This is a genomic window from Azospirillum sp. A29 (assembly GCF_042604625.1).
GTDB lineage: Bacteria > Pseudomonadota > Alphaproteobacteria > Azospirillales > Azospirillaceae > Azospirillum > Azospirillum palustre.
On sequence record NZ_CP170466.1, the window covers coordinates 127,442 to 146,329 of the forward strand.

At 66.6% G+C, this 18,888-nt stretch carries 16 protein-coding genes; 7 read left to right on the plus strand and 9 right to left on the minus strand.

What is annotated here, in order from left to right:
* Window positions 1–42 precede the first annotated feature (42 nt).
* Window positions 43–3,558, minus strand: coding sequence for an indolepyruvate ferredoxin oxidoreductase family protein (locus tag ABNQ38_RS15450; RefSeq protein ID WP_377809180.1), 3,516 nt, complete (start codon window positions 3,556–3,558; stop codon window positions 43–45).
* Between the two features lie 259 nt (window positions 3,559–3,817).
* On the minus strand, window positions 3,818–4,873 hold the full coding sequence (locus ABNQ38_RS15455) for a response regulator (RefSeq protein ID WP_377809181.1): 1,056 nt from the start codon (window positions 4,871–4,873) through the stop codon (window positions 3,818–3,820).
* A gap of 389 nt (window positions 4,874–5,262) precedes the next feature.
* Between ABNQ38_RS15455 and ABNQ38_RS15460 the strand changes: the two genes are divergently transcribed.
* Window positions 5,263–5,817, plus strand: coding sequence for a hypothetical protein (locus tag ABNQ38_RS15460; protein WP_377809182.1), 555 nt, complete (start codon window positions 5,263–5,265; stop codon window positions 5,815–5,817).
* Between the two features lie 27 nt (window positions 5,818–5,844).
* On the opposite strand, the gene ABNQ38_RS15465 is transcribed toward ABNQ38_RS15460, so the two are convergent.
* Window positions 5,845–7,119 carry a lytic murein transglycosylase gene (locus ABNQ38_RS15465; RefSeq protein ID WP_377809183.1) on the minus strand — a complete coding sequence of 425 codons (1,275 nt, stop codon included), beginning with the start codon at window positions 7,117–7,119 and terminating at the stop codon, window positions 5,845–5,847.
* Between the two features lie 359 nt (window positions 7,120–7,478).
* Here ABNQ38_RS15465 and ABNQ38_RS15470 point away from each other — a divergent pair, with 359 nt between their 5' ends.
* A complete protein-coding gene (locus tag ABNQ38_RS15470) occupies window positions 7,479–8,561 on the plus strand; it encodes a glycosyltransferase (RefSeq protein WP_377809184.1) in 1,083 nt (360 codons plus the stop codon).
* A 111-nt stretch (window positions 8,562–8,672) separates the two neighbouring features.
* On the plus strand, window positions 8,673–9,170 hold the full coding sequence (locus tag ABNQ38_RS15475) for a GNAT family N-acetyltransferase (RefSeq protein ID WP_377809185.1): 498 nt from the start codon (window positions 8,673–8,675) through the stop codon (window positions 9,168–9,170).
* A gap of 10 nt (window positions 9,171–9,180) precedes the next feature.
* On the opposite strand, the gene ABNQ38_RS15480 is transcribed toward ABNQ38_RS15475, so the two are convergent.
* Window positions 9,181–9,396: a hypothetical protein gene (locus ABNQ38_RS15480; protein ID WP_098739627.1), complete on the minus strand. Its 216-nt coding sequence runs from the start codon at window positions 9,394–9,396 to the stop codon at window positions 9,181–9,183.
* A gap of 365 nt (window positions 9,397–9,761) precedes the next feature.
* Entirely contained in the window at window positions 9,762–10,010 is a 249-nt protein-coding gene (locus tag ABNQ38_RS15485) for a hypothetical protein (RefSeq protein ID WP_377809186.1), read from the minus strand.
* A 283-nt stretch (window positions 10,011–10,293) separates the two neighbouring features.
* On the opposite strand from ABNQ38_RS15485, the gene fumC reads away from it, so the two are divergent.
* The 4 genes from fumC (at window position 10,294) to ABNQ38_RS15505 (ending at window position 13,149) form a co-directional block, all read left to right on the plus strand.
* Complete coding sequence (fumC, locus tag ABNQ38_RS15490; protein WP_377809187.1) at window positions 10,294–11,685, plus strand: class II fumarate hydratase; 1,392 nt, start codon at window positions 10,294–10,296, stop codon at window positions 11,683–11,685.
* Between the two features lie 88 nt (window positions 11,686–11,773).
* Window positions 11,774–11,980 carry a ribbon-helix-helix domain-containing protein gene (locus tag ABNQ38_RS15495; protein WP_376959508.1) on the plus strand — a complete coding sequence of 69 codons (207 nt, stop codon included), beginning with the start codon at window positions 11,774–11,776 and terminating at the stop codon, window positions 11,978–11,980.
* 93 nt (window positions 11,981–12,073) lie between these two features.
* Window positions 12,074–12,796, plus strand: coding sequence for a DUF599 domain-containing protein (locus tag ABNQ38_RS15500; protein WP_377809188.1), 723 nt, complete (start codon window positions 12,074–12,076; stop codon window positions 12,794–12,796).
* 137 nt (window positions 12,797–12,933) lie between these two features.
* Entirely contained in the window at window positions 12,934–13,149 is a 216-nt protein-coding gene (locus ABNQ38_RS15505) for a hypothetical protein (protein WP_377809189.1), read from the plus strand.
* 32 nt (window positions 13,150–13,181) lie between these two features.
* Here ABNQ38_RS15505 and ABNQ38_RS15510 read toward each other — a convergent pair whose 3' ends face one another.
* From ABNQ38_RS15510 to purE, 4 genes are all read right to left on the minus strand, one after another.
* The gene (locus ABNQ38_RS15510) at window positions 13,182–14,933 is read right to left on the minus strand and encodes an EAL domain-containing protein (protein WP_377809190.1); all 1,752 of its coding nucleotides are present in this window, start codon (window positions 14,931–14,933) and stop codon (window positions 13,182–13,184) included.
* Between the two features lie 333 nt (window positions 14,934–15,266).
* Entirely contained in the window at window positions 15,267–16,442 is a 1,176-nt protein-coding gene (locus tag ABNQ38_RS15515) for an acyltransferase family protein (RefSeq protein WP_377809191.1), read from the minus strand.
* Between the two features lie 556 nt (window positions 16,443–16,998).
* Complete coding sequence (locus tag ABNQ38_RS15520; protein WP_377809192.1) at window positions 16,999–18,123, minus strand: 5-(carboxyamino)imidazole ribonucleotide synthase; 1,125 nt, start codon at window positions 18,121–18,123, stop codon at window positions 16,999–17,001.
* Window positions 18,124–18,169: 46 nt separating this feature from the next.
* A complete protein-coding gene (purE, locus tag ABNQ38_RS15525; protein WP_174471927.1) occupies window positions 18,170–18,706 on the minus strand; it encodes a 5-(carboxyamino)imidazole ribonucleotide mutase in 537 nt (178 codons plus the stop codon).
* Window positions 18,707–18,888: the final 182 nt, after the last annotated feature.

The window sequence follows — 18,888 nt, forward strand, 5'->3', positions numbered from 1 at the left end:
GGGCGCCGTTATCGCTGAGTTCGACCGGTCAGTCGGCCAGCCTCACTCCGCCGCCAGCGGCTGCGGGGTGGCGACCGGGGCGCGGAAGTTGGCCAACAGCCTGGCCTCCTTCGCCTTCGCCGCCGTGACGTTACGGGCCTTCACCGGGCCGTAGCCGCGCATCTCCATCGGCAGCTTGGCGATCTCCACCGCCAGATCGAGCTTCTCGCGGGTCAGGCCGTTCAGCAGTTCGCCCACCACCGCCTCATAGTCGGCGATCAGCTGGCGCTCCTGGCGGCGCTCGGCGGTGCGCCCGAACGGGTCGAGCCGGGTGCCACGCAGGCGCTTGCCCTTGGCCAGCAGGCGCAGGACCGGCAGCATCCACGGGCCGAAGCTCTTCTTCTTTGGCTCAGCCCCATCCTCGGCGGTCTCGCCCATCACCGGCGGGGCCATGTGGAAGGTCAGCTTCCAGTCGCCTTCGAACATGCGCTGGACATTCTCGACGAAGCCGCTGTCGGTGTAGAGCCGCGCCACCTCATACTCATCCTTGTAGGCCATCAGCTTGAAGTGGGCACGGGCGACCGCCTCGGTCAGCGCGGTGGAGCCGGGCACCTTCTGCTGCTCCGTCCGGCGGGTCCAGTCGATCAGCGCGTGGTAACGGGCGGCATAGGCGGCGTCCTGATAATCGACCAGGAAGCGGTGGCGGCGTTCGATCACCTCGTCCAGGCCGCCGGACTGGCGGCGCTGGTCGAGCAGCAGCGACTGCGCGGTCTGCGCCCCCTCCTGCGGCCCAGAGGATTTCGCGACGGCGGCCTCGACCGCGGGCAGATCGACGGCGGCGCGGCGGCCCCACTGGAAGGCATCGACGTTCAGCTTGACCGAGATGCCGTTCAGCTCGATCGCCTTCAGGATCGACTCCTCGCTCAGCGGGATCAGCCCCTTCTGCCACGCATAGCCCATCAGGAACGGGTTGGCGTAGAGGCTGTCACCCAGCAGCGCGGTGGCGAGCTTGGTCGCGTCGAAGGCGTCGACATTGGTCTCGCCGCCACAGGCCTTGCGGATGTCGCCGACCAGATCGCGGACCGGGATCACCATGTCCGGCTTCTTGATGAAGTCGGCGGTGATGCTGTCATGGGTGTTGATGACGGCCCGCGTGCGGCCGGCGGTCATCTTCGACAGGCCGTCGCCCGCTGCCGCGACGATCAGGTCGCAACCCAGCACCGCGTCGGCCCCGCCGGCGGCGATACGGACGGAGTGGATGTCCTCCGGCGTGTTGGCGATGCGGATGTGGCTGGTGACGGCGCCGCCCTTCTGCGCCAGCCCGGTCATGTCGAGCACGCCGACGCCCTTGCCCTCGATATGGGCGGCCATGCCCAGCAGCGCACCGATGGTGACGACGCCGGTGCCTCCAACGCCGGTGACATACAGGCTCCAGGTCTTGTCGAAGGCCGGGATGGCGGGGGCGGGCAGGGGAGTGGCGTCGGCCGACTTCGCCTGCGCAGGTTTCGGCTTGCGCAGTTGTCCGCCTTCCACCGTCACGAAGCTGGGGCAGAAGCCCTTGGTGCAGGAATAGTCCTTGTTGCAGCTCGACTGGTCGATCTGGCGCTTGCGGCCGAACTCGGTCTCCTGCGGGATCACCGACACGCAGGACGACTTGGCCGAACAGTCGCCGCAGCCTTCGCAGACCAGCTCGTTGATGACGACGCGCTTGGCCGGATCCACCATCTTGCCGCGCTTGCGGCGGCGGCGCTTCTCGGTGGCGCAGGTCTGGTCATAGATCAGGACGCTGACGCCGGGAACCTCGCGCATCTCCTTCTGAACGCGGTCGAGGTCGTCGCGGTGCTCGACGGTGGTGTATTGCGGCAGGCCGTTGCCGATGCCGTACTTCTCCGGCTCGTCGCTGACGACGGTGATGCGCTGCACGCCCTCGGCCCGCAAGACGTTGGCGATGGACTGCACGGTCAACGTGCCGTCGAAGGGCTGGCCGCCGGTCATGGCGACCGCGTCGTTGAACAGGATCTTGTAGGTGATGTTCACCTTGGCGGCGATGGCCTGACGGATCGCCAGGATGCCAGAGTGGAAGTAGGTGCCGTCGCCAAGGTTGGCGAAGATGTGCTTTTCGTCGGTGAAGGCGGCCTGACCGACCCACGGCACGCCTTCGCCGCCCATCTGGGTGAAGGTGTCGGTCGAGCGGTCGAGCCACGTCGCCATGTAATGGCAGCCGATGCCGCCCAGCGCCCGGCTGCCCTCCGGCACGACGGTGGAGGTGTTGTGCGGGCAGCCCGAGCAGAAGGTCGGCTTGCGCACCACGCGCGCCACATGGGCCTTCTGCTTCTCCTGCGCATCGAGGAAGGCGATGCGGCGGGCGAGGTTCTCGTTCTCGATGAAGCGCTGCAGGCGGCGGCCGATCACCACGGCGATCTGCGCCGGGGTCAGCTCGCCGGCGCTCGGCAGAATCCACTCGCCCTGCTCGTCGAACTTGCCGACCACCCTGGGGCGGACGTCGGGGTTCCAGTTGTACAGCTGTTCCTTCAGCTGGTTCTCGATGACCGCGCGCTTCTCCTCGACCACGACGATCTCTTCCAGACCCTCGGCGAAGTGGCGGACGCCGTCACGCTCCAGCGGCCAGGGCATGCCGACCTTGTAGACGGTGATGCCCCAATCGGCGGCCATCTCCTCGGTGATGCTAAGCTCGTCGAAGGCCTGACGGACGTCGAGATAGCTCTTGCCGGTGGTGACGATGCCGAAGCGCGGACGCGGGCTCTCCATCACCACCCGGTCCAGCTTGTTGGCACGCGCGAACGCCAGCGCGGCGTACAGCTTGTGCTTCATCAGCCGGTATTCCTGCTCCAGCGGCGGGTCGGGCCAGCGGATGTTCAGGCCGCCCGGCGGCAGCGCGAAGTCGGCGGGGACGATAGGGGAGACGCGGTGCGGGTCGATATAGACCGACGCCGAGGTGTCCACCGTCTCGGCGATGGTCTTCATCGCGATCCAGCAGCCTGAATAGCGGCTCATCTGCCAGCCGATCAGGCCGTAATCCAGGATCTCCTGCACCCCCGACGGGTTCAGCACCGGGATCATCGAATGCATATAGGCGTGTTCGGACTGGTGCGGGAAGGTGGAGGACTTGCAGTTGTGGTCGTCGCCGGTCAGCACCAGCACGCCGCCGTGGCGGGAGGTGCCTGCCGCGTTAGCATGCTTGAACACGTCGCCCGACCGGTCGACGCCGGGGCCCTTGCCGTACCACATGGCGAAGACGCCGTCATACTTGGCGCCCTTGAACATGCCGACCTGCTGGCTGCCCCAAACCGCGGTGGCGCCCAGTTCCTCGTTCACGCCGGGCTGGAACTGGATGTGGTTCTTTTCCAGGAATTTGCGGGCATTCCACAGATTCTGGTCGAACCCGCCCAGCGGCGAGCCGCGATAGCCGGAAATGAAGCAGCCGGTGTTCAGCCCGGCGGCGAGATCGCGCTGGCGCTGCATCATCGGCAGGCGGACCAGCGCCTGGGTGCCGGTCAGGTAAACACGGCCCTGTTCGAGCGCGTACTTGTCTTCGAGCGAGACAGTTGCGAGCGCCATTCTTCATTCCCTCCCATCGGTCGGCAGCCTGGCAAACTCCTGGACGGAGTGCTGGGGAACCGATTTGTTCGCTGGGCAAAAAGGTAATGAAGGCTGTCTTATATCGCAACGGCTGCGGCCGGCCGTCCTGCAAAAAGCAAGGAACGGCGCGGCTACTGCCAGTCTTCCGTAACGGAGCGTATGGAATGCCCTGCCTTGCGGAAATTCCCTCTCCGTCCCTCTCTCGCCCAGATCGCTTCCAGACGATATGGGGTGGGACTCAACGCCCCGTCAGGGGGGACTTGCCCGGAGAGGTCGGGCTGCCGCCGTCCGGCCAGTTACCGAAATCGCTGTGGCCGCGCGCGGCCAGCGTGCGGACGCTGGCCCGCAGGGTGCGGATCAGGCACAGCGCCACCGCCATCGACTGTGTGCCGCCGTCCGATCCCGCCAGCCAGCGCAGGGCCGCGGCATGGGCCTGGAGCGCATCGACATAGCCCTCGACGTCCGGCTCAACCCAGGTGACGCAGGTGGACAGCGAGGCGACGACGGACGACGCGGCGGAATCGCCGGTGGTGGCGATCTGCACGTCCGACAGGGCGTGGCGCAGCCGGCTGCCGATCGGGTCGGGCCGCTCGATTGCCGCCTCCAGCTTGTCGAGCGCCAGCATCAGCCGCACCCGCTTCGGTTCGTCGCTGCGCATGGCGGCGCCGCCGCGGTCGGGCGGCATGACGGATGCCGTGGCCGGGGGCACCACCGGAGGAATTGCGGTCGGGGGAATGGGGGGCGGCAACCGCGCCGTACCGTCCATCGAGGGGCGCGGGCCGGCCGGCCGGGAGCCGGGCTGGAGAGCGGGCAGGCCTGCCGCCGATGCGCCGCCCTGGCCGGCGGGACGCGTGGAATCGCCGCGGGATTCCGCGCCGCCGCTGCGGGGCGCGCCGTCGCGGCGGTTCAGCACCGCGTCGATGCGGCGGGCCAGCGTCGCGGCCGGCACCGGCTTGGCCAGCACGGAATCGGCGCCGGCATCCCAGGCGCTGCGCACGGTGGCGAGGTCGGCATTCGCGGTCAGCACGATGATCGGCATGCTGGGCCGCAGGCTGCCCGGCGACTGGCGGATCCACTGGACCAGCTGCGCGCCGCCGACCGGCTCCATCACCCAGTCCGTCACCATCAGGTCATAGACCTCGCGCCGCAGCGCGTCCTTGGCTTCCTGCCCGTTGCCGACGGCGGTGATCTGGCCGACGCCCCACAGTCCAAGCATGTCCTTCAGCGCCCGCTGCAACAGCGGATTGTCGTCGACGATCAGGATCTTGATCGGGGAGGCGGGTCGCTTCGTCATGGAGTGGTTCCGATGATGCGGCTGTGTCCGTCCCCATATCCGCCTCGCCCCCGCTCTTTTCATGGGAGGGGGACGGGTAAGCGACCAATGAGACAGGGCATGCACCGTTGGGTGGACAGGGTTATCCCCGCAGCCGTTCGAAAGAGTAGCCCGGCCGAGCAATCACCTCTTTCGATACGGACTTCCCGGCGGTGCTACGGAAACATTCATATCAGGAAATTCTGATGAATATGGACGTGCGGCCTGCACGCTCCTATGATTCCTTCCTTCGGTCACTCGGGAGGAATGGTGCGATGGACGGCGGTTGCGGTGGTGGTTCCTGTGGCGGCGGATCCCTTGGCTGTGGGACCTCCCGCCCCTCCGGCGGGTCGAACGATCTGAAACACACGATGCGGATGGCGATGGTGGTGAACGGGCTGCTCGGTGCCCTGCTGCTCGCCAGCGCCAACGCGACGCAGGCGGTGTCGCTGTGGGCGGCGGCCCTGCTGGTGCTGAGCCATGCTGCCGGGCATGCGGTGACGCTGGTCGGGCTGGGGCGGCGGCCGGACTGGCGCGCGCGCCTGTCGACTCTTCACGGTGTGGCGCTGGCCGTGGCGGCGGTGGCTCTGGTGGTGACGGCCGGGCGCAGCATCGCCGACATGGCGATCCCCGACGTGCCGCTCGCCAGCCTGGCCCTGCTGCTGGCCATCGGCGTGACGGTGGCGACCGCGACCCTGCTGTTCGCCGGCCGGCGCGGCACGCTGACCCTGCGGGCGATCTGGCTGTGCGCGCGCAGGGATGTGCTACCGCTGCTCGCCGGGCTGGCCGGGCTGGCGGCGACATGGTTTCTGCTGGACGGAGCGCCCGACGCGCTGGTCGGCGCCGGGATCGCAGCGTTCCTGCTGCCGGCCGCCTGGGGCCTGCTGCGCGGCGGCATGGGAGGCGAGGGGGTAGCTGGGCGATAAGCCCCACCACCCGTCAGAGCCTTATCCTCACGACCGCTGGCGCAGCCGCTCCAGCAGGGCCTTGGTGGCGAAGCCGTCCGGGATCTCCCCGACCGACGCCTGGAAGCGGCGCACCGCGTTGCGGGTGTTCGCCCCGACGATGCCGTCGGCGGCGCCCGGCTCCAGCCCCAGCGACGCCAGACGCTGTTGCAGGTCGATGCGCTCGTCGCGGCTCAGCGCCTGTTCCTCGCGCGGCCAGGGGCCACGGACGCCGGGCTTGCCGGTCATGCGATCGGCCAGTATGGCGACAGCCAGCGAATAGCTGGTCGACGGGTTGTAGCGCATGATCGCACGGAAATTGTCGCGCACCAGGAAGGCCGGCCCGCGATGCCCGGCAAGCACCAGCACCGAAGCCGTGCCTTCGCCGCCCAGATCGCTGCCGTCCACCGGACGGACGCCCAGCCGGCGCCACTCCGACAGCGGCTTGGTGATGCTCAGCTCCGCCTGATCGTAGGGGAAGCCGTCGGGCAGCTGCACCTCCTGCCCCCAGGACTCACCCGGTCGCCAGCCGTTGGCCAGCACGAACTTGGCGGTGGAGGCCAGCACGTCGGGCATGCTGCCCCAGATGTCGCGATGGCCGTCATTGTCCTCATCCACCGCGTTGCGCAGGAAGACGGTCGGCATGAACTGGGTCTGGCCCATGGCGCCGGCCCAGGAGCCGGTCATCCGCTCCGGCGCGATGTCGCCGGAATCGAGGATGCGCAGGGCGGCCAGCAGCTCCGACCGGAAATAGGCGGCGCGGCGGCCTTCGAAGGCCAGCGTCGTCAGCGCGTCGATGACCGAGAAGTTTCCGGTCGACTTGCCGAAGTCCGATTCCACCCCCCAGAAGGCGACCAGGATCTCTCCCGGAACGCCGGTGCGGCGGGTGATGCGGGAAAGCAACGCCGCATGCTCCTGCAACTTCTGACGGCCGTCCTGGACGCGCTTTTCATTCACGGCGCTGTCCAAATACTGCCACACTTGCCGGGTGAACTCGGGCTGGGCGCCGTCCAGTTCGACGACGCGGTCGGACAGCTTCACCCGCTGGAAAGCGCGGTCGAAGGTCTGCGGACGGATGCCCTGGCCCAGCGCCTCGGCACGCAGCGCCGCCAGCCATTCCGGGAAGGAGGCAGGCTGCTGCGCCACGGGCTGGACGGCCGCCGTCGCAGTGCCGGGTGCCGAGGCAGCGGTTGCGACCGGGGCGGTGGCTCCGGTGCTCTGGCAGCCGGCCATCAGCAGGGTGGCGAGAAGGAGGCGGGCGGGATGACGGAACGGAAGTCGCATGCGCTCGACCGTGATCGGAGGGGAAACCGGGCCGTGACCCTAAGGCCCCCGGCCGCAAGGCTCAACCGTCAAATGGGCAGCCCTGTCGGGGAAACGCCTATTGCGAGGGGTATACGCTTGCAGGGCCGCCGGACCGGTCCATATCAAATTTCAATGCAACGCTTTCGCAAACCCCGTCCGGCAAAGCCCTGTCTCCAGGTGCCGAACCCGGCCGGATTTGTCCAGGTTGACGTCGTCTTGGGCAGGGCTGCCGGGACGGGGCCGGAAGCCGGAACACCACCTTCTCCAATCGCGTTGATCTGGGAGCGCTTCCATCGGGAAGCGGCTTCCCGCCGCGGAACGCCAAGGGTGCCGACGCCATGAAAATCGTGATCCTCGGCTTGACCAACGGGGGCTTGACCAACGGGTACCGCAAGGATGGCGGGCACAGCATGCGCTGGCGCGCGCTGATCCATGGGCTGGCGATCCGCGGCCATCGCGTCGTCGCGGTCGAGCGGGCCGGCCCCGGCTCCCCTGTCCCCTGGACCATTCCCGGCGGCGAGGTGCTGTCCTACGGCGCCTGGGACGAGGTGGCGTTGGCGGCCACGGCACAGGCGGACGATGCCGGCGTGGCGCTGGTGGTGGCGCAGGGGCCGGACGCCCGCCTTGCCGCCGACCTTGTCCGCCAGTCCAAGGTACCGCGCCGCGTGCTCTACGATCCGGAAGCCGCGGTCAGCCTGACGGCACTGGAAGCGGGAGAGGCGGTGGCACACCTGCCGGCCGACGGGCTGGCCGGCTTCGACATGGTGCTCGCCTCCTGCGGCGGGCCGGCGCTGGACCGCTACCGTGCCAAGGCGGGGGCGGAGTCGGTGGCCCCGCTCTATCCCTGGATCGTGCCGGAGGCCGACAAGCCCGGCGACTTCAAGCGGGAGTATCTGGCCGATCTCTGCTGCATCGTCGGTGGGCCGGACGGCATCCGCGAGGGGCTGGACAGCTTCTTCATCGACCCGGCCCAGCGGCTGACCCGCCGGCGCTTCGCGCTGGTCGGCGCCGATCTGCCCGATGGCGTGCCGCGCGCCTCCAACATCCTGACCTTCCCCGACCTCGACCCGGCGCGTCATGCCGATGTGCTGGCCTCGGCCAGCCTCGCGCTGACGCTGGCCCGAGACGACGAGCGCCGGATCGGCTGGTGCCCGTCGCCCCGGCTGTTCCTGGCCGCCGCCTGCGGGGCTGCCATTGTCGCCGATCAGTGGGAGGGGCTGGACAGCTTCTTCGAGCCCGGCCGCGAGATCCTGGTCGCCGCCCAGACCGACGACGTGACCACGGCGATGATGCTGCCGCGCAACCACCTGACCGACCTCGGCCGCCGGGCGCGCAAGCGGGTGCTGGCCGAACACAGCGCCGAGCGCCGCGTGCAGGAACTGCGCAGCATCCTGGATCTGAAGGGCGGCGGCGACGACTGACGACATCCGGTTTAACGGGGATGCGAAAGTGCGGGGAGCGGGCTATGGTCCGCTCCCCGTTTCGTTTTGCGCCCAATGCCATTTGGCAAATCATCAGGGAGCCCGCCGCCCATGCCGACCGTCACCATCCGCCCCGCCGTCGAGGAGGATTGCACGACCATCCTGCGCTTCGTCCGCGAACTGGCGGAGTTCGAGCGCGAGGCCGATGCAGTCAAGGCGACCGAGGAGGATTTCCGCCGCGACGGCTGGGGGCCGCAGCCGGTGTTCGAGGCGCTGATCGCCGAACTGGACGGCGCGCCTGTCGGATTCGCACTGACCTTCCGCAACTTCTCCACCTGGGAGGGACGGCCCGGCCTTTATGTTGAGGATCTCTACGTCACGCCCGACGCCCGGCGCTACGGCGTCGGCCGCAAGCTCCTGGCCGCGGTGGCGAAGCGCGCGGTAGAGCGCGGTTACCGCCGGGTGGATCTGAGCGTTCTGGATTGGAACCCGGCGCGTGACTTCTACGACCGGGTCGGCTTCCGCCAGATGAAGGAATGGCTTCCCTATCGCCTGACCGGGGAGGCCCTTTCCGGCCTTGCGGCGGAAGTCGGTACCGGGGAAGAGTAAAAGGCGGGGATCAGACGGCGCGGTTCAACGCGGAAACGCCGATGATCTCGGCGTAGTCTGCACGCTCGCTGCGCAGGTTCGACAGAAGATCGACCAAGCTGTCGCGGACGAAGGCATCGTCCTGTTCGACGATGGTGTCTTGCGTCAATCGGATGAATTGGTCGAGAAGCGCGATATGGGCCGCGGAGGAGGCGTTGATCTTCTTCGAGTTGACGGCGCCGATCATGTAAATCTCCCTAGGCCTGAGCGTTCCCGATGGCCTTATCAAGCCATCGGGTCGGTTAAAGACTTCCTAACGGGACTATGCGGCAGGTGGTATCTTCGGGGGTACTTCCGATCTATGGTCGCGTTGCCTACTACCTTCCGCAAGAGTTACCTCAAAACGACTATGACGACGTTTGAAGACCTGCTGCTATCGATCACCGTTGGATGCCCTGGCGGGTAGCATGCACGATGACAACACGCGCCGCTACGCCCGGTTGCTCAAATCGCTTGAGGGAATTGGAGGGAGGGACTATCAAAGGGTGCAGTCCCGCCAACCCGGTTGGGCAAGTGCAAGCCCCTGAAAATGCTGCCTCTCGGAAAAGTCGCTCAAGCGGCGCGGCGGGCGGCGGTGCGATCGCGGGCATCGGCGCGCTCCAGGGCCCGGGCGATCAGATCGTCGAAGAGCCCGCCAATGGGCTCGTCCAGAACCGCGGTCCGGCCGGCGAGCATCGGGCCTTCCATCAGCAGGGATCCCTCCTCACCGGGGCCGAGAACCCGCCAGCCGCGGCTCTTCATCTCAGCAACGCGCGTCCGGGCAATGAAGGCGCGGACATGGTCGTATGCCAGATCGTCCATCCTGTTCCCCCAATCGCTGTCCCAATCACAGTCGACAGCCGCCGGTCTTGCGGCGGATCGTTGAGAAAATCGTACGGAAGAACAGCGAACGCAACAAGAACAAATTCGAGTGAATAGCGAGGATTTCCGCCGAGTCGCTCAAGCTCCCGCTTGGAGCGTGGCCCTGGCCTGCGCATTCCCGGCCCTTGCCGTTCCGGGATCCACCGCAAAGATCAGGCGGGGCGGGGGAATTTGCAACCCGTCCCACCCGTGACCAAAAGCGGCGATCAGGAAAGGTCCGACCATGAGCGGTGTCCGCACCGAAACCGACAGCTTCGGCCCCATAGACGTTCCGGCCGACCGTTACTGGGGCGCGCAGACCCAGCGCTCGCTTCAGAATTTCCGCATCGGCGGAGAGCGCATGCCGGTGCCGCTGGTGCGCGCGCTGGGCATCCAGAAGCGCGCCGCCGCCGCCGCCAACATGAAGCTGGGCGTGCTCGATCCGAAACTCGGGGCCGCCATCATGGAGGCGGCGGACGAGGTGATCGACGGCCAGCTGGCCGATCACTTCCCGCTGGTGGTCTGGCAGACCGGCTCTGGCACCCAGACCAACATGAACGCCAACGAGGTGATCGCCAACCGCGCCATCGAGCGACTGGGCGGCACCATGGGGTCGAAGACGCCGATCCATCCCAACGACCATGTCAACATGGGGCAGTCGTCGAACGACAGCTTCCCCACCGCCATGCACATCGCGGCGGCCGACGAAATAGTGCACAGCCTGATCCCGGCGCTGGAGCATCTGCGCACGGCGCTCGACGCCAAAGCCGACGCCTTCCAGGACATCGTCAAGATCGGCCGCACCCATCTCCAAGATGCCACGCCGCTGACGCTGGGGCAGGAGTTCTCCGGCTATGCCGCCCAGGTCTCCTACGGCATCGGCCGAGTGAAGGGCGCGCTGCCGCAGCTCTACCGGCTGGCCCAGGGCGGCACCGCGGTCGGCACCGGACTGAACGCCAAGCCGGGATTCGCCGAAGCCTTCGCCGAGGAGGTGGCGGCCTTCACCGGCCTTCCCTTCGTCACCGCGGAGAACAAGTTCGAGGCGCTGGCGACCCACGATTCGCTGGTCGACGTGCACGGCCACCTGAACACGCTGGCGGTCTCGCTGATGAAGATCGCCAACGACATCCGCCTGCTTGGCTCCGGTCCGCGCTCGGGCATCGGCGAGCTGTCGCTGCCGGAGAACGAGCCGGGATCCTCCATCATGCCGGGAAAGGTCAACCCGACCCAGTCGGAGGCGATGACAATGGTCTGCGCCCAGGTGATGGGCAACCACACCACCGTGACCGTCGCCGGCGCCACCGGTCATTTCGAACTGAACGTGTTCAAGCCGGTGATCGTTTTCAACGTCCTGCAATCGATCCGCCTGCTGGCCGACGCCGCGAACAGCTTCACCGACAATTGCGTGGTGGGAATCGAGGCCAACCGCGAGCGCATCGCCAAGCTGGTGTCGGACAGCCTGATGCTGGTGACGGCGCTGAACCCCCACATCGGCTATGACAATGCGGCGAAGATCGCCAAGAAAGCCCACAAGGAAGGGACAAGTCTAAAGGAGGCCGGGCGGGAACTCGGACTCCTGACGGATGAGCAATTCGATCAATGGGTTCGCCCCGAACGGATGGTTGGTCCAGGCTAAGCTTGGGGTTAGGGTGGGGGTGAGTTATCCCGGCCGCACCGGCCTTCCTCTGACCACCCCCATCTCCCACTGCGATGCGTGCGTGACCATGAAGAAGCGTTCGGTCCTGATCGCCGGCCATCCCACCAGCGTCTCCCTCGAGGAAGAGTTCTGGGACGCCCTGAAATCGGTGGCGCTATCCCGCGGCCTGTCGGTCAATGCCCTGATCGAGGAGATCGACCAGACCCGGACCGGCAACCTGTCCAGCGCCATCCGCGTCCACGTGCTGAAGGCGGTGCAGGGGCGCGGGGAGTAGGGGGCCTCTCGGATACCCGCAGGTGGACACCCGCCCATTGCCGGCGTACACGGGTGCCTGACCCCCTCATCACCCTGCCAAGACCCCGCCGCCATGCCGCCAGACGTCACCACGCTCGACATCATCGCCTTCGTCTGGTTCATCGGTTCCTGGGTCGGCTTCACCGTCACCCAGGACCATCTGATGGCCGGGCGCAACGTGGTGAACCGGCATCTGCGGATCGTGCGCCGCCACTGGATCGAGCGGATGCTGGAGCGCGACAACCGCATCATGGACGCGCAGCTGTTCGGCCACACCATGCACAGCTGCACCTTCTTCGCCTCCACCAACATGCTGGTGCTGGCCGGGCTGATCGGCTCCTTCGGTGCGGCGGAGCGGGCGCAGCAGTTGATATCGGACCTGTCCTTCGCCGTTGCGACCTCGCACCAGATGTTCGAGATCAAGATGCTGCTGATGGTGGTGATCTTCACCTTCGGCTTCTTCAAGTTCACCTGGGCGCTGCGTCAGTACAATTACTGCTGTGCCCTGATCGGCTCTGCGCCGATGCCGCCGGTGCCGCCACAGGACCGCCGGGAGATCGCCCAGACCATCAGCGAGGCGCTGACCCTGGCCATCGTCGCGCTGAACGGGGGCATCCGCGCCTATTACTTCGCATTGGCGGCCCTGGTCTGGATCATCGGTCCCATTCCGCTGATCGCGGCGTCCAGCGGCGTCGTTTTCGTTCTCACCCGCCGTCAGGCATTTTCCGCCACCGAGAAGGTCATCCGCGTACAGACCCAGTGGTTGGAGAGAAACGATTCAAGCAAAGCGAAATAATAAATAAAATCCCACACGTTTTCTTGTGCATGTGACCAAATATCCTCTACCTGATGGCGAGTTGCGGCAGCTAAGGTCCGTTCATCAAGGATCGCACGACAGCATGTCGGCGCGGCTCAGGGAACGAGAGGGCGAAAATGAACGCCGATACTGCACTAACCATCATGGAAGCCCTCGATCAGGCGGAGGCTCTGCTGAACCGCGTTCACCTGCGCGATGGTTATGCCGGCCGTGACACGCTGGCCCGCAACCGGGAACTTCTGAACGCGGCCCGCAATCGGCTCGAGCAGGTCCACAGCATCGACGAAATGGGCGTGTTCGAGGGCTTCGGCCGGTCCCCGGCCCTGGCCTGAGACGGTACCGGCATTCCAGCGATCACGGCGCCTCAGCCCTTTAGCAGCACCTTGCCGCCGCTGCGCACCTTCGACCAGTCCTTGGCGAAATAGGCGAAGTCGCTCGACGGCCGGCTGAACAGGAAGCCCTGGGCAAACGACACGCCCAAGCCGTTCAGCAGTTCGGCGTGCACCGTCTCCTCCACCTGCTCGCCGATCAGTTCCAGCCCCAGTTGGCGGCAGACATCGACCATGCTGCGCAGCATTGCCATGTCGCGCGGGCTGTTCACGGCACCGCGGACGAACTTGCCATCGATCTTGGCATAGTCGGCCTGGATGCCGTACAGCGACTGGAAGCTGGTGGATCCGGCGCCGACATCGTCGAGGCAGATGCGGAAGCCGCTTTCGCGCAGCTTCTGCAACACCTCGTTCAGCTTGGCGATGTCGGTGACGACGACGGTTTCCGTCACTTCGATGAGCAGCTTCGCGGCCAGATCGCCGTAGGGGGCGACGACCGCCTGGAACTGCTTGAAGAAGATCGGGCTCATCAGCGTCTTGGCCGACAGGTTGATCGCCACGTCGGGCAGCTTCGGTTCCTTGCGGAACTCCTGCAGCGTGTCCAGCACCGTGCGGGTCAGCAGCAGATCGAAGTCGTAGATCAGCCCGACATCCTCGGCGAAGGTGATGAAATCGGCCGGCGAGCTCGTCCCTTCGACCCGGGTCAGCGCCTCCAGATGGTGGACGGCGCCGGTGCCGATGTCGACGATCGGCTGGTAAACGACGATGAAGTCGCGGTTGTCGATGGTGGCGCGCAGTTGCCCGATCCGCTCCACCGCCCCGGCCATCAGGCGGTTGGCACCATCCTCCAGGCTAGAGATGGTGAACTCGCCGCCTTGCGCGGAGGCGAAGGCCTGCACGGTGTAGACCAGCGCGCGGGCGGCATCCGCGGCGTCCAGCCGGTCGTCGGCCATGTCCAGCGTCCAGGACCGGATGCCGCCGGGCAGGGCACCGCCCGCCGCCTCGATGATCTGGGCGATGTGGCCCTGCACCTCGCGCCCGTCGATGTCGGCGGCATGCACGATGCCGTAGCGGTCGCCGGTCAGTTGCCCCGCGCTGTCGCCGTCGGCGGAGATGCCGCGCAGATAGGCGTCGATGCCCTCGCGCACCTCGGCCGCCGCTCCCTCCGGCATCGAGTCCACCATCGCCTGCAACCCCTCGACCAGCAGCAGGGTCAGCCCCTGCTCCAGTCCCCGTTCGCGCGCGGCGTGGATGCGCTCCTCCAAGATGCCGGCGAAGCCGCACTGGTCGAGCAGTTCACCCTGGGCCGCCGTGACAGCCCCACTGCCGCCATTACCACGGGCCGGAGCGGTCAGCAGCACGGTGAGGAACAGGGAACCGGGACAGGAGTCGAGCCGGCAGCCGCCGAGCAGTGCCGGGAACTGCTGACCGTCGAAGGCCTGGAACATCACGCGCGACGGCTTGATCCGCGCCTTTTCGCGGATGCGGTCAAACAGGACATGGACGTATTTGCGGTCGCCGGGGGCCACAACCTCCATCAGGTTGCTGCCGACCAGCCCGCCGACCTCGCCCTTGGTCAGCCGGCAGCGGGCACCGGCGGAAAACAGGATGTTGCCCTGGGGATCCGATTCAATCAGCAGATCGGCGGCGGCGAAGGCAAAGCCGACGAAGCGGTCGCGGTCGCGGCTGGACTGTGGACGGCGATGACCGGCCGCGCCGGAGGCCGGGGTGACGGCCGGTCCGATCGGGGAAGGGGAGCGACCTGCGCTTTCCTGCGACAAGGGCATCGTCATCCGGCTACAAATTACATCAAAGTTTATAGAGTTTCTTCCTGAATGCAACAGAGAGTAACCAATATCGATACGAGATAAAAGCCGCATCGATGGGAAATGACCTTCGTCCGACTTGGACGCGACAATTTGAGACATCTATCTCGCAAATGCGAACTACCGGGAGTAACTTCGCCGGGTGCTCATGGTTGCGATAAATAACGTTACCAGGAGATTGACGAAATCGTTCCGGTATCAGAATGACCGTTGTCGATGGTATCCGGCATGAGCCGGCGGCCCTATCGGGTCTTTTCCACCGGAGTCGCCTCGCCATGCATCATGGTTAGAAGGTCAGGTAACTTCCATCGCCGCCGGCCGGACCGCGGACTTTCGCCGCTTCAGCAGCAGTGCGTTGAAGCTGGATTGTCCGGGTATCTCCACGAACCGGTAGGTCAGGCTGGCGACCGCGACCACCGTGCCCAGATAGGCGAGTGCCAGAAGATCCGTCATCCAGGTGGAACCGAAGGAAATCAGCCGGTCTTCGGCACCGTCGGTCGCCTGCTCGACGAACATCGGCTGGCCCGACAGCCTTTGCATCGCGACCGCCGCCTTCTCATACAGCGCGATGACCAGCGCATGCACCATGTAGACGGAGTAGGAGCGGGCGCCCAGCCATTGGAGGGGCCGCATTGCCAGCAGCCGTGAAAAAACTCCGCCTTCGAAGGCGAACACCCAGACGATCAAACCGAACAGCAGCGGTGAGGCATAGGACAGGGCATTCCCGCGGGCTGTGGCGACGAAGACGACGACCGCGGCAAGGCTGAGACCTTCGAGTAAACCGGCTATTGGCAGCCGCATCGGCAGTCTGGGCAATCCGGCATCGCGGGCCGCCTGGAACAGCCGATACGCCACATGGCCGGTGAAGAAGCCATAGAGGCAGCGGAAATATCCAAAGTCGAAACTGGTGTCTATGTATTGGTCCGACCATCCCATGACCACAAAGGCACCGGCAGCCGATAGCGCCACCGCCGATACCGTCACCAGCCATCTGCGGCGGGCCAGCAGGCAGAGCGCTGCGAAGCTGACGTAAGCAAGGAACTCGGCGCTGATCGACCAACTCGGAATGTTCCAGGTCAACCCGTCCTCGATACCCAGGGAGTGCACAAGGAACAGGTTGCTGAGAATGGAGGACGGCGCGAAGCGGGCGGTGAAGGCCGCCGTCTCGCCGCTGACCGCCAGTGCCTTCACGATCTCCAGCGGAATGAAGGCAATCAGGGTGGCGGCATGCAGCGGCCAGACCCGGCCAAGGCGTCTCACCAGAAAACGCCTGCCGTCCGCGGTCGAGTTCAGGCGGTGGATATAGGCGTGGGTGATGACGAAACCGCTGAGAGCAAAAAAGAAGTCCACAAACAAATAGCTGCCGCGAACGAACGGAACGAGGTAGAAATGCCCTGCGGCGTTGAAATGAAATAGTGCGACGAACAAAGCGCATAAGCCGCGCCAGCCGTCGAGAACTGGAAAGCGCATTTCGGATCTCCAGATTGGCTTATTGTCTCAGCCTTCTCATGCCGGCTGCCGATATGTTTGTTATAAAAGGTGATATCTGTTCAGCAATGTGGGCTATGCGCCCGATTACCGTTGGCTGAACGTAAATGTCGGAACCGCAACCAAAAAGCGGAAATCAGGCTTATTCCGAACGCCGGCCGGTGATTACCTCCGAAAGGTTGTGGCGATGGAATGCCCGCTTCCTGAGGACCGCGGATTTGCCCGACTGTGGGGTGTCATACCCGTTGTGAGCGGCGCCATATCCGGCTGGAGCCCGAAACACCGTCTGGTTGTCTTCGAAGCGGTACGCTGCTTGCGCCTTCAGGTTGCGCTTTTTCTGCCTTGAGCCGGGCAGGCTCAACCGTCATTCTCCAGCCGTCCCGTCGCGGTCGAGAAACCGGTGATGTCCATCCACCGGCGCAGCGCGTGCAGTGGCTGTACTTCGGTGGCGACGGGACCGAGCCCCCCATCCAAATGAAAAAGGCCCCGCCGACCGTAATGGTCGCGGGGCCTTTCGGCTTTTGCCGTGGTGCCGGCGTCAGCGCCGCGGGAACAGCCGGTTGACGTGGCCCATCTTGCGGCCGGGCCGGGCTTCCGCCTTGCCGTACAGGTGCAGGCGGGCGCCGGGTTCGGCCAGCAGATCCGGCCAGCTCAGCACGTCGTCGCCGATCAGGTTGGTCATCTCGGCATCGGCCACCCGCTCCACCGAGCCCAGCGGCAGGCCGCAGACCGCGCGGACCAGCTGTTCGAACTGGCAGGTGGCGCAGGCGTCCATCGTCCAGTGGCCGGAATTGTGCGGGCGCGGCGCCATCTCGTTGACCAGCACGGCGCCGTCGGCGGTGACGAACATCTCCACCGCCAGCACGCCGACCAGATCCAGGGCCTCGGCGATGCGCCGCGCGATGCGGTCGGCCTCCGCCGCGGTTGCCGCCGACACCTTGTCCGGTGCGGCGGGCGCGACGGTGACGTCGAGGATGCCGTCCTTGTGCCGGTTCTCCACCGCCGGATAGGCGACCATCGCGCCGTCGCCGCTGCGGGCGACGATCACCGACACTTCGCAGGCGAAGGTGACGAAGCCTTCCACAATGCCCTCCACGCCGGGCTTGCCGCCGCCGATGCCGGCCCAGGCCGCTGCCGGATCGCTGCCGCTGTTCAACCGGGCCTGTCCCTTGCCGTCATAGCCGAGCCGCGTCGATTTCAGAACGCAGCGCGGACCGACCTCGGCCACCGCGCGGGCAACCTCCGCGGCGCTGCTGGCGGCGCGCCAGGGGGCGGTGGCAATGCCCAGCGCGTTGACGAAGCTCTTTTCGGCGATGCGATCCTGCGCCACCGACAGCACGTTCGGGCCGGGGTTCAGGTTGGTGAAGCGACGCAGATGCTCGGCCGTGGCGACCGGCACATTCTCCCACTCCAGCGTCACCGCATCGACCGAGCGGGCGAAGCGCTCCAGCGCCTCCAGATCGTCCCAGCCGGCAACGGTCGCTGCGGCGCTGACCTGCGCCGCCGGGCTGTCGGCCGCGTCCGGGGCATAGACATGGGTCTTGTAGCCCAGACGTGCCGCGGCCAGCGCCGTCATCCGGCCGAGCTGGCCGGCACCCAGCATACCGATGGTGGAGCCGGGGGCGAGGCGGGGCAGGGGAGTGCCGGATGGGGTGCCGGTCATGACGGTGAGGCTTTCAAGTTGTCCGGGCCAGTTATCAGGCCAGTTGTCAGGCAGGATCGTCGACGGGGGCTTCGGCGACCGCGGCGGTCTGGCGGGCGCGCCAGCCGTCCAGCGCGTCGGCCACCGCCGGGTCCATCAGGGCAATGACCGAGCCGGCCAGCAAGGCGGCGTTGATGGCGCCGGCCTTGCCGATGGCGAGCGTGCCGACCGGCACGCCGCCCGGCATCTGCACGATGGACAGCAGGCTGTCCATGCCCTTCAGCGCGTGGCTTTCGACCGGCACGCCGAAGACCGGCAGCGGCGTCATCGACGCGGCCATGCCCGGCAGATGGGCGGCGCCGCCGGCCCCGGCGATCACCACCTTCAGCCCGCGCGCCTTGGCGGTGGTGGCGTATTCCACCAGCCGGTGCGGGGTGCGGTGGGCGGAAACGATGCGGACCTCGTGCGGGACGCCCAGCGCCGCCAGCGTGTCGGCAGCGTGTTTCATCGTCGTCCAGTCGGACTGGCTGCCCATGATGATGCCGACCAGCGGCTGGGCGCCGGTAGCCGAAGCGGTGCTGTTGGGGGAGTGGTCGGCGGTCACGGCCTGGCGCTTTCCTCAAGGTCCGGAAAGCGGCGCATTATAGGAAGAGTCGGGCTTCTGTCCAGAGGCGGCGCCGCTCCTTGGCGTTTGCGTCCCGCGAATCCCACCCTGCGGCTGCGACATTCCGGCCCTTCCGGCGGAACATGGTTCCACTTATGGTGCCGCCTTATATGGACTGGATA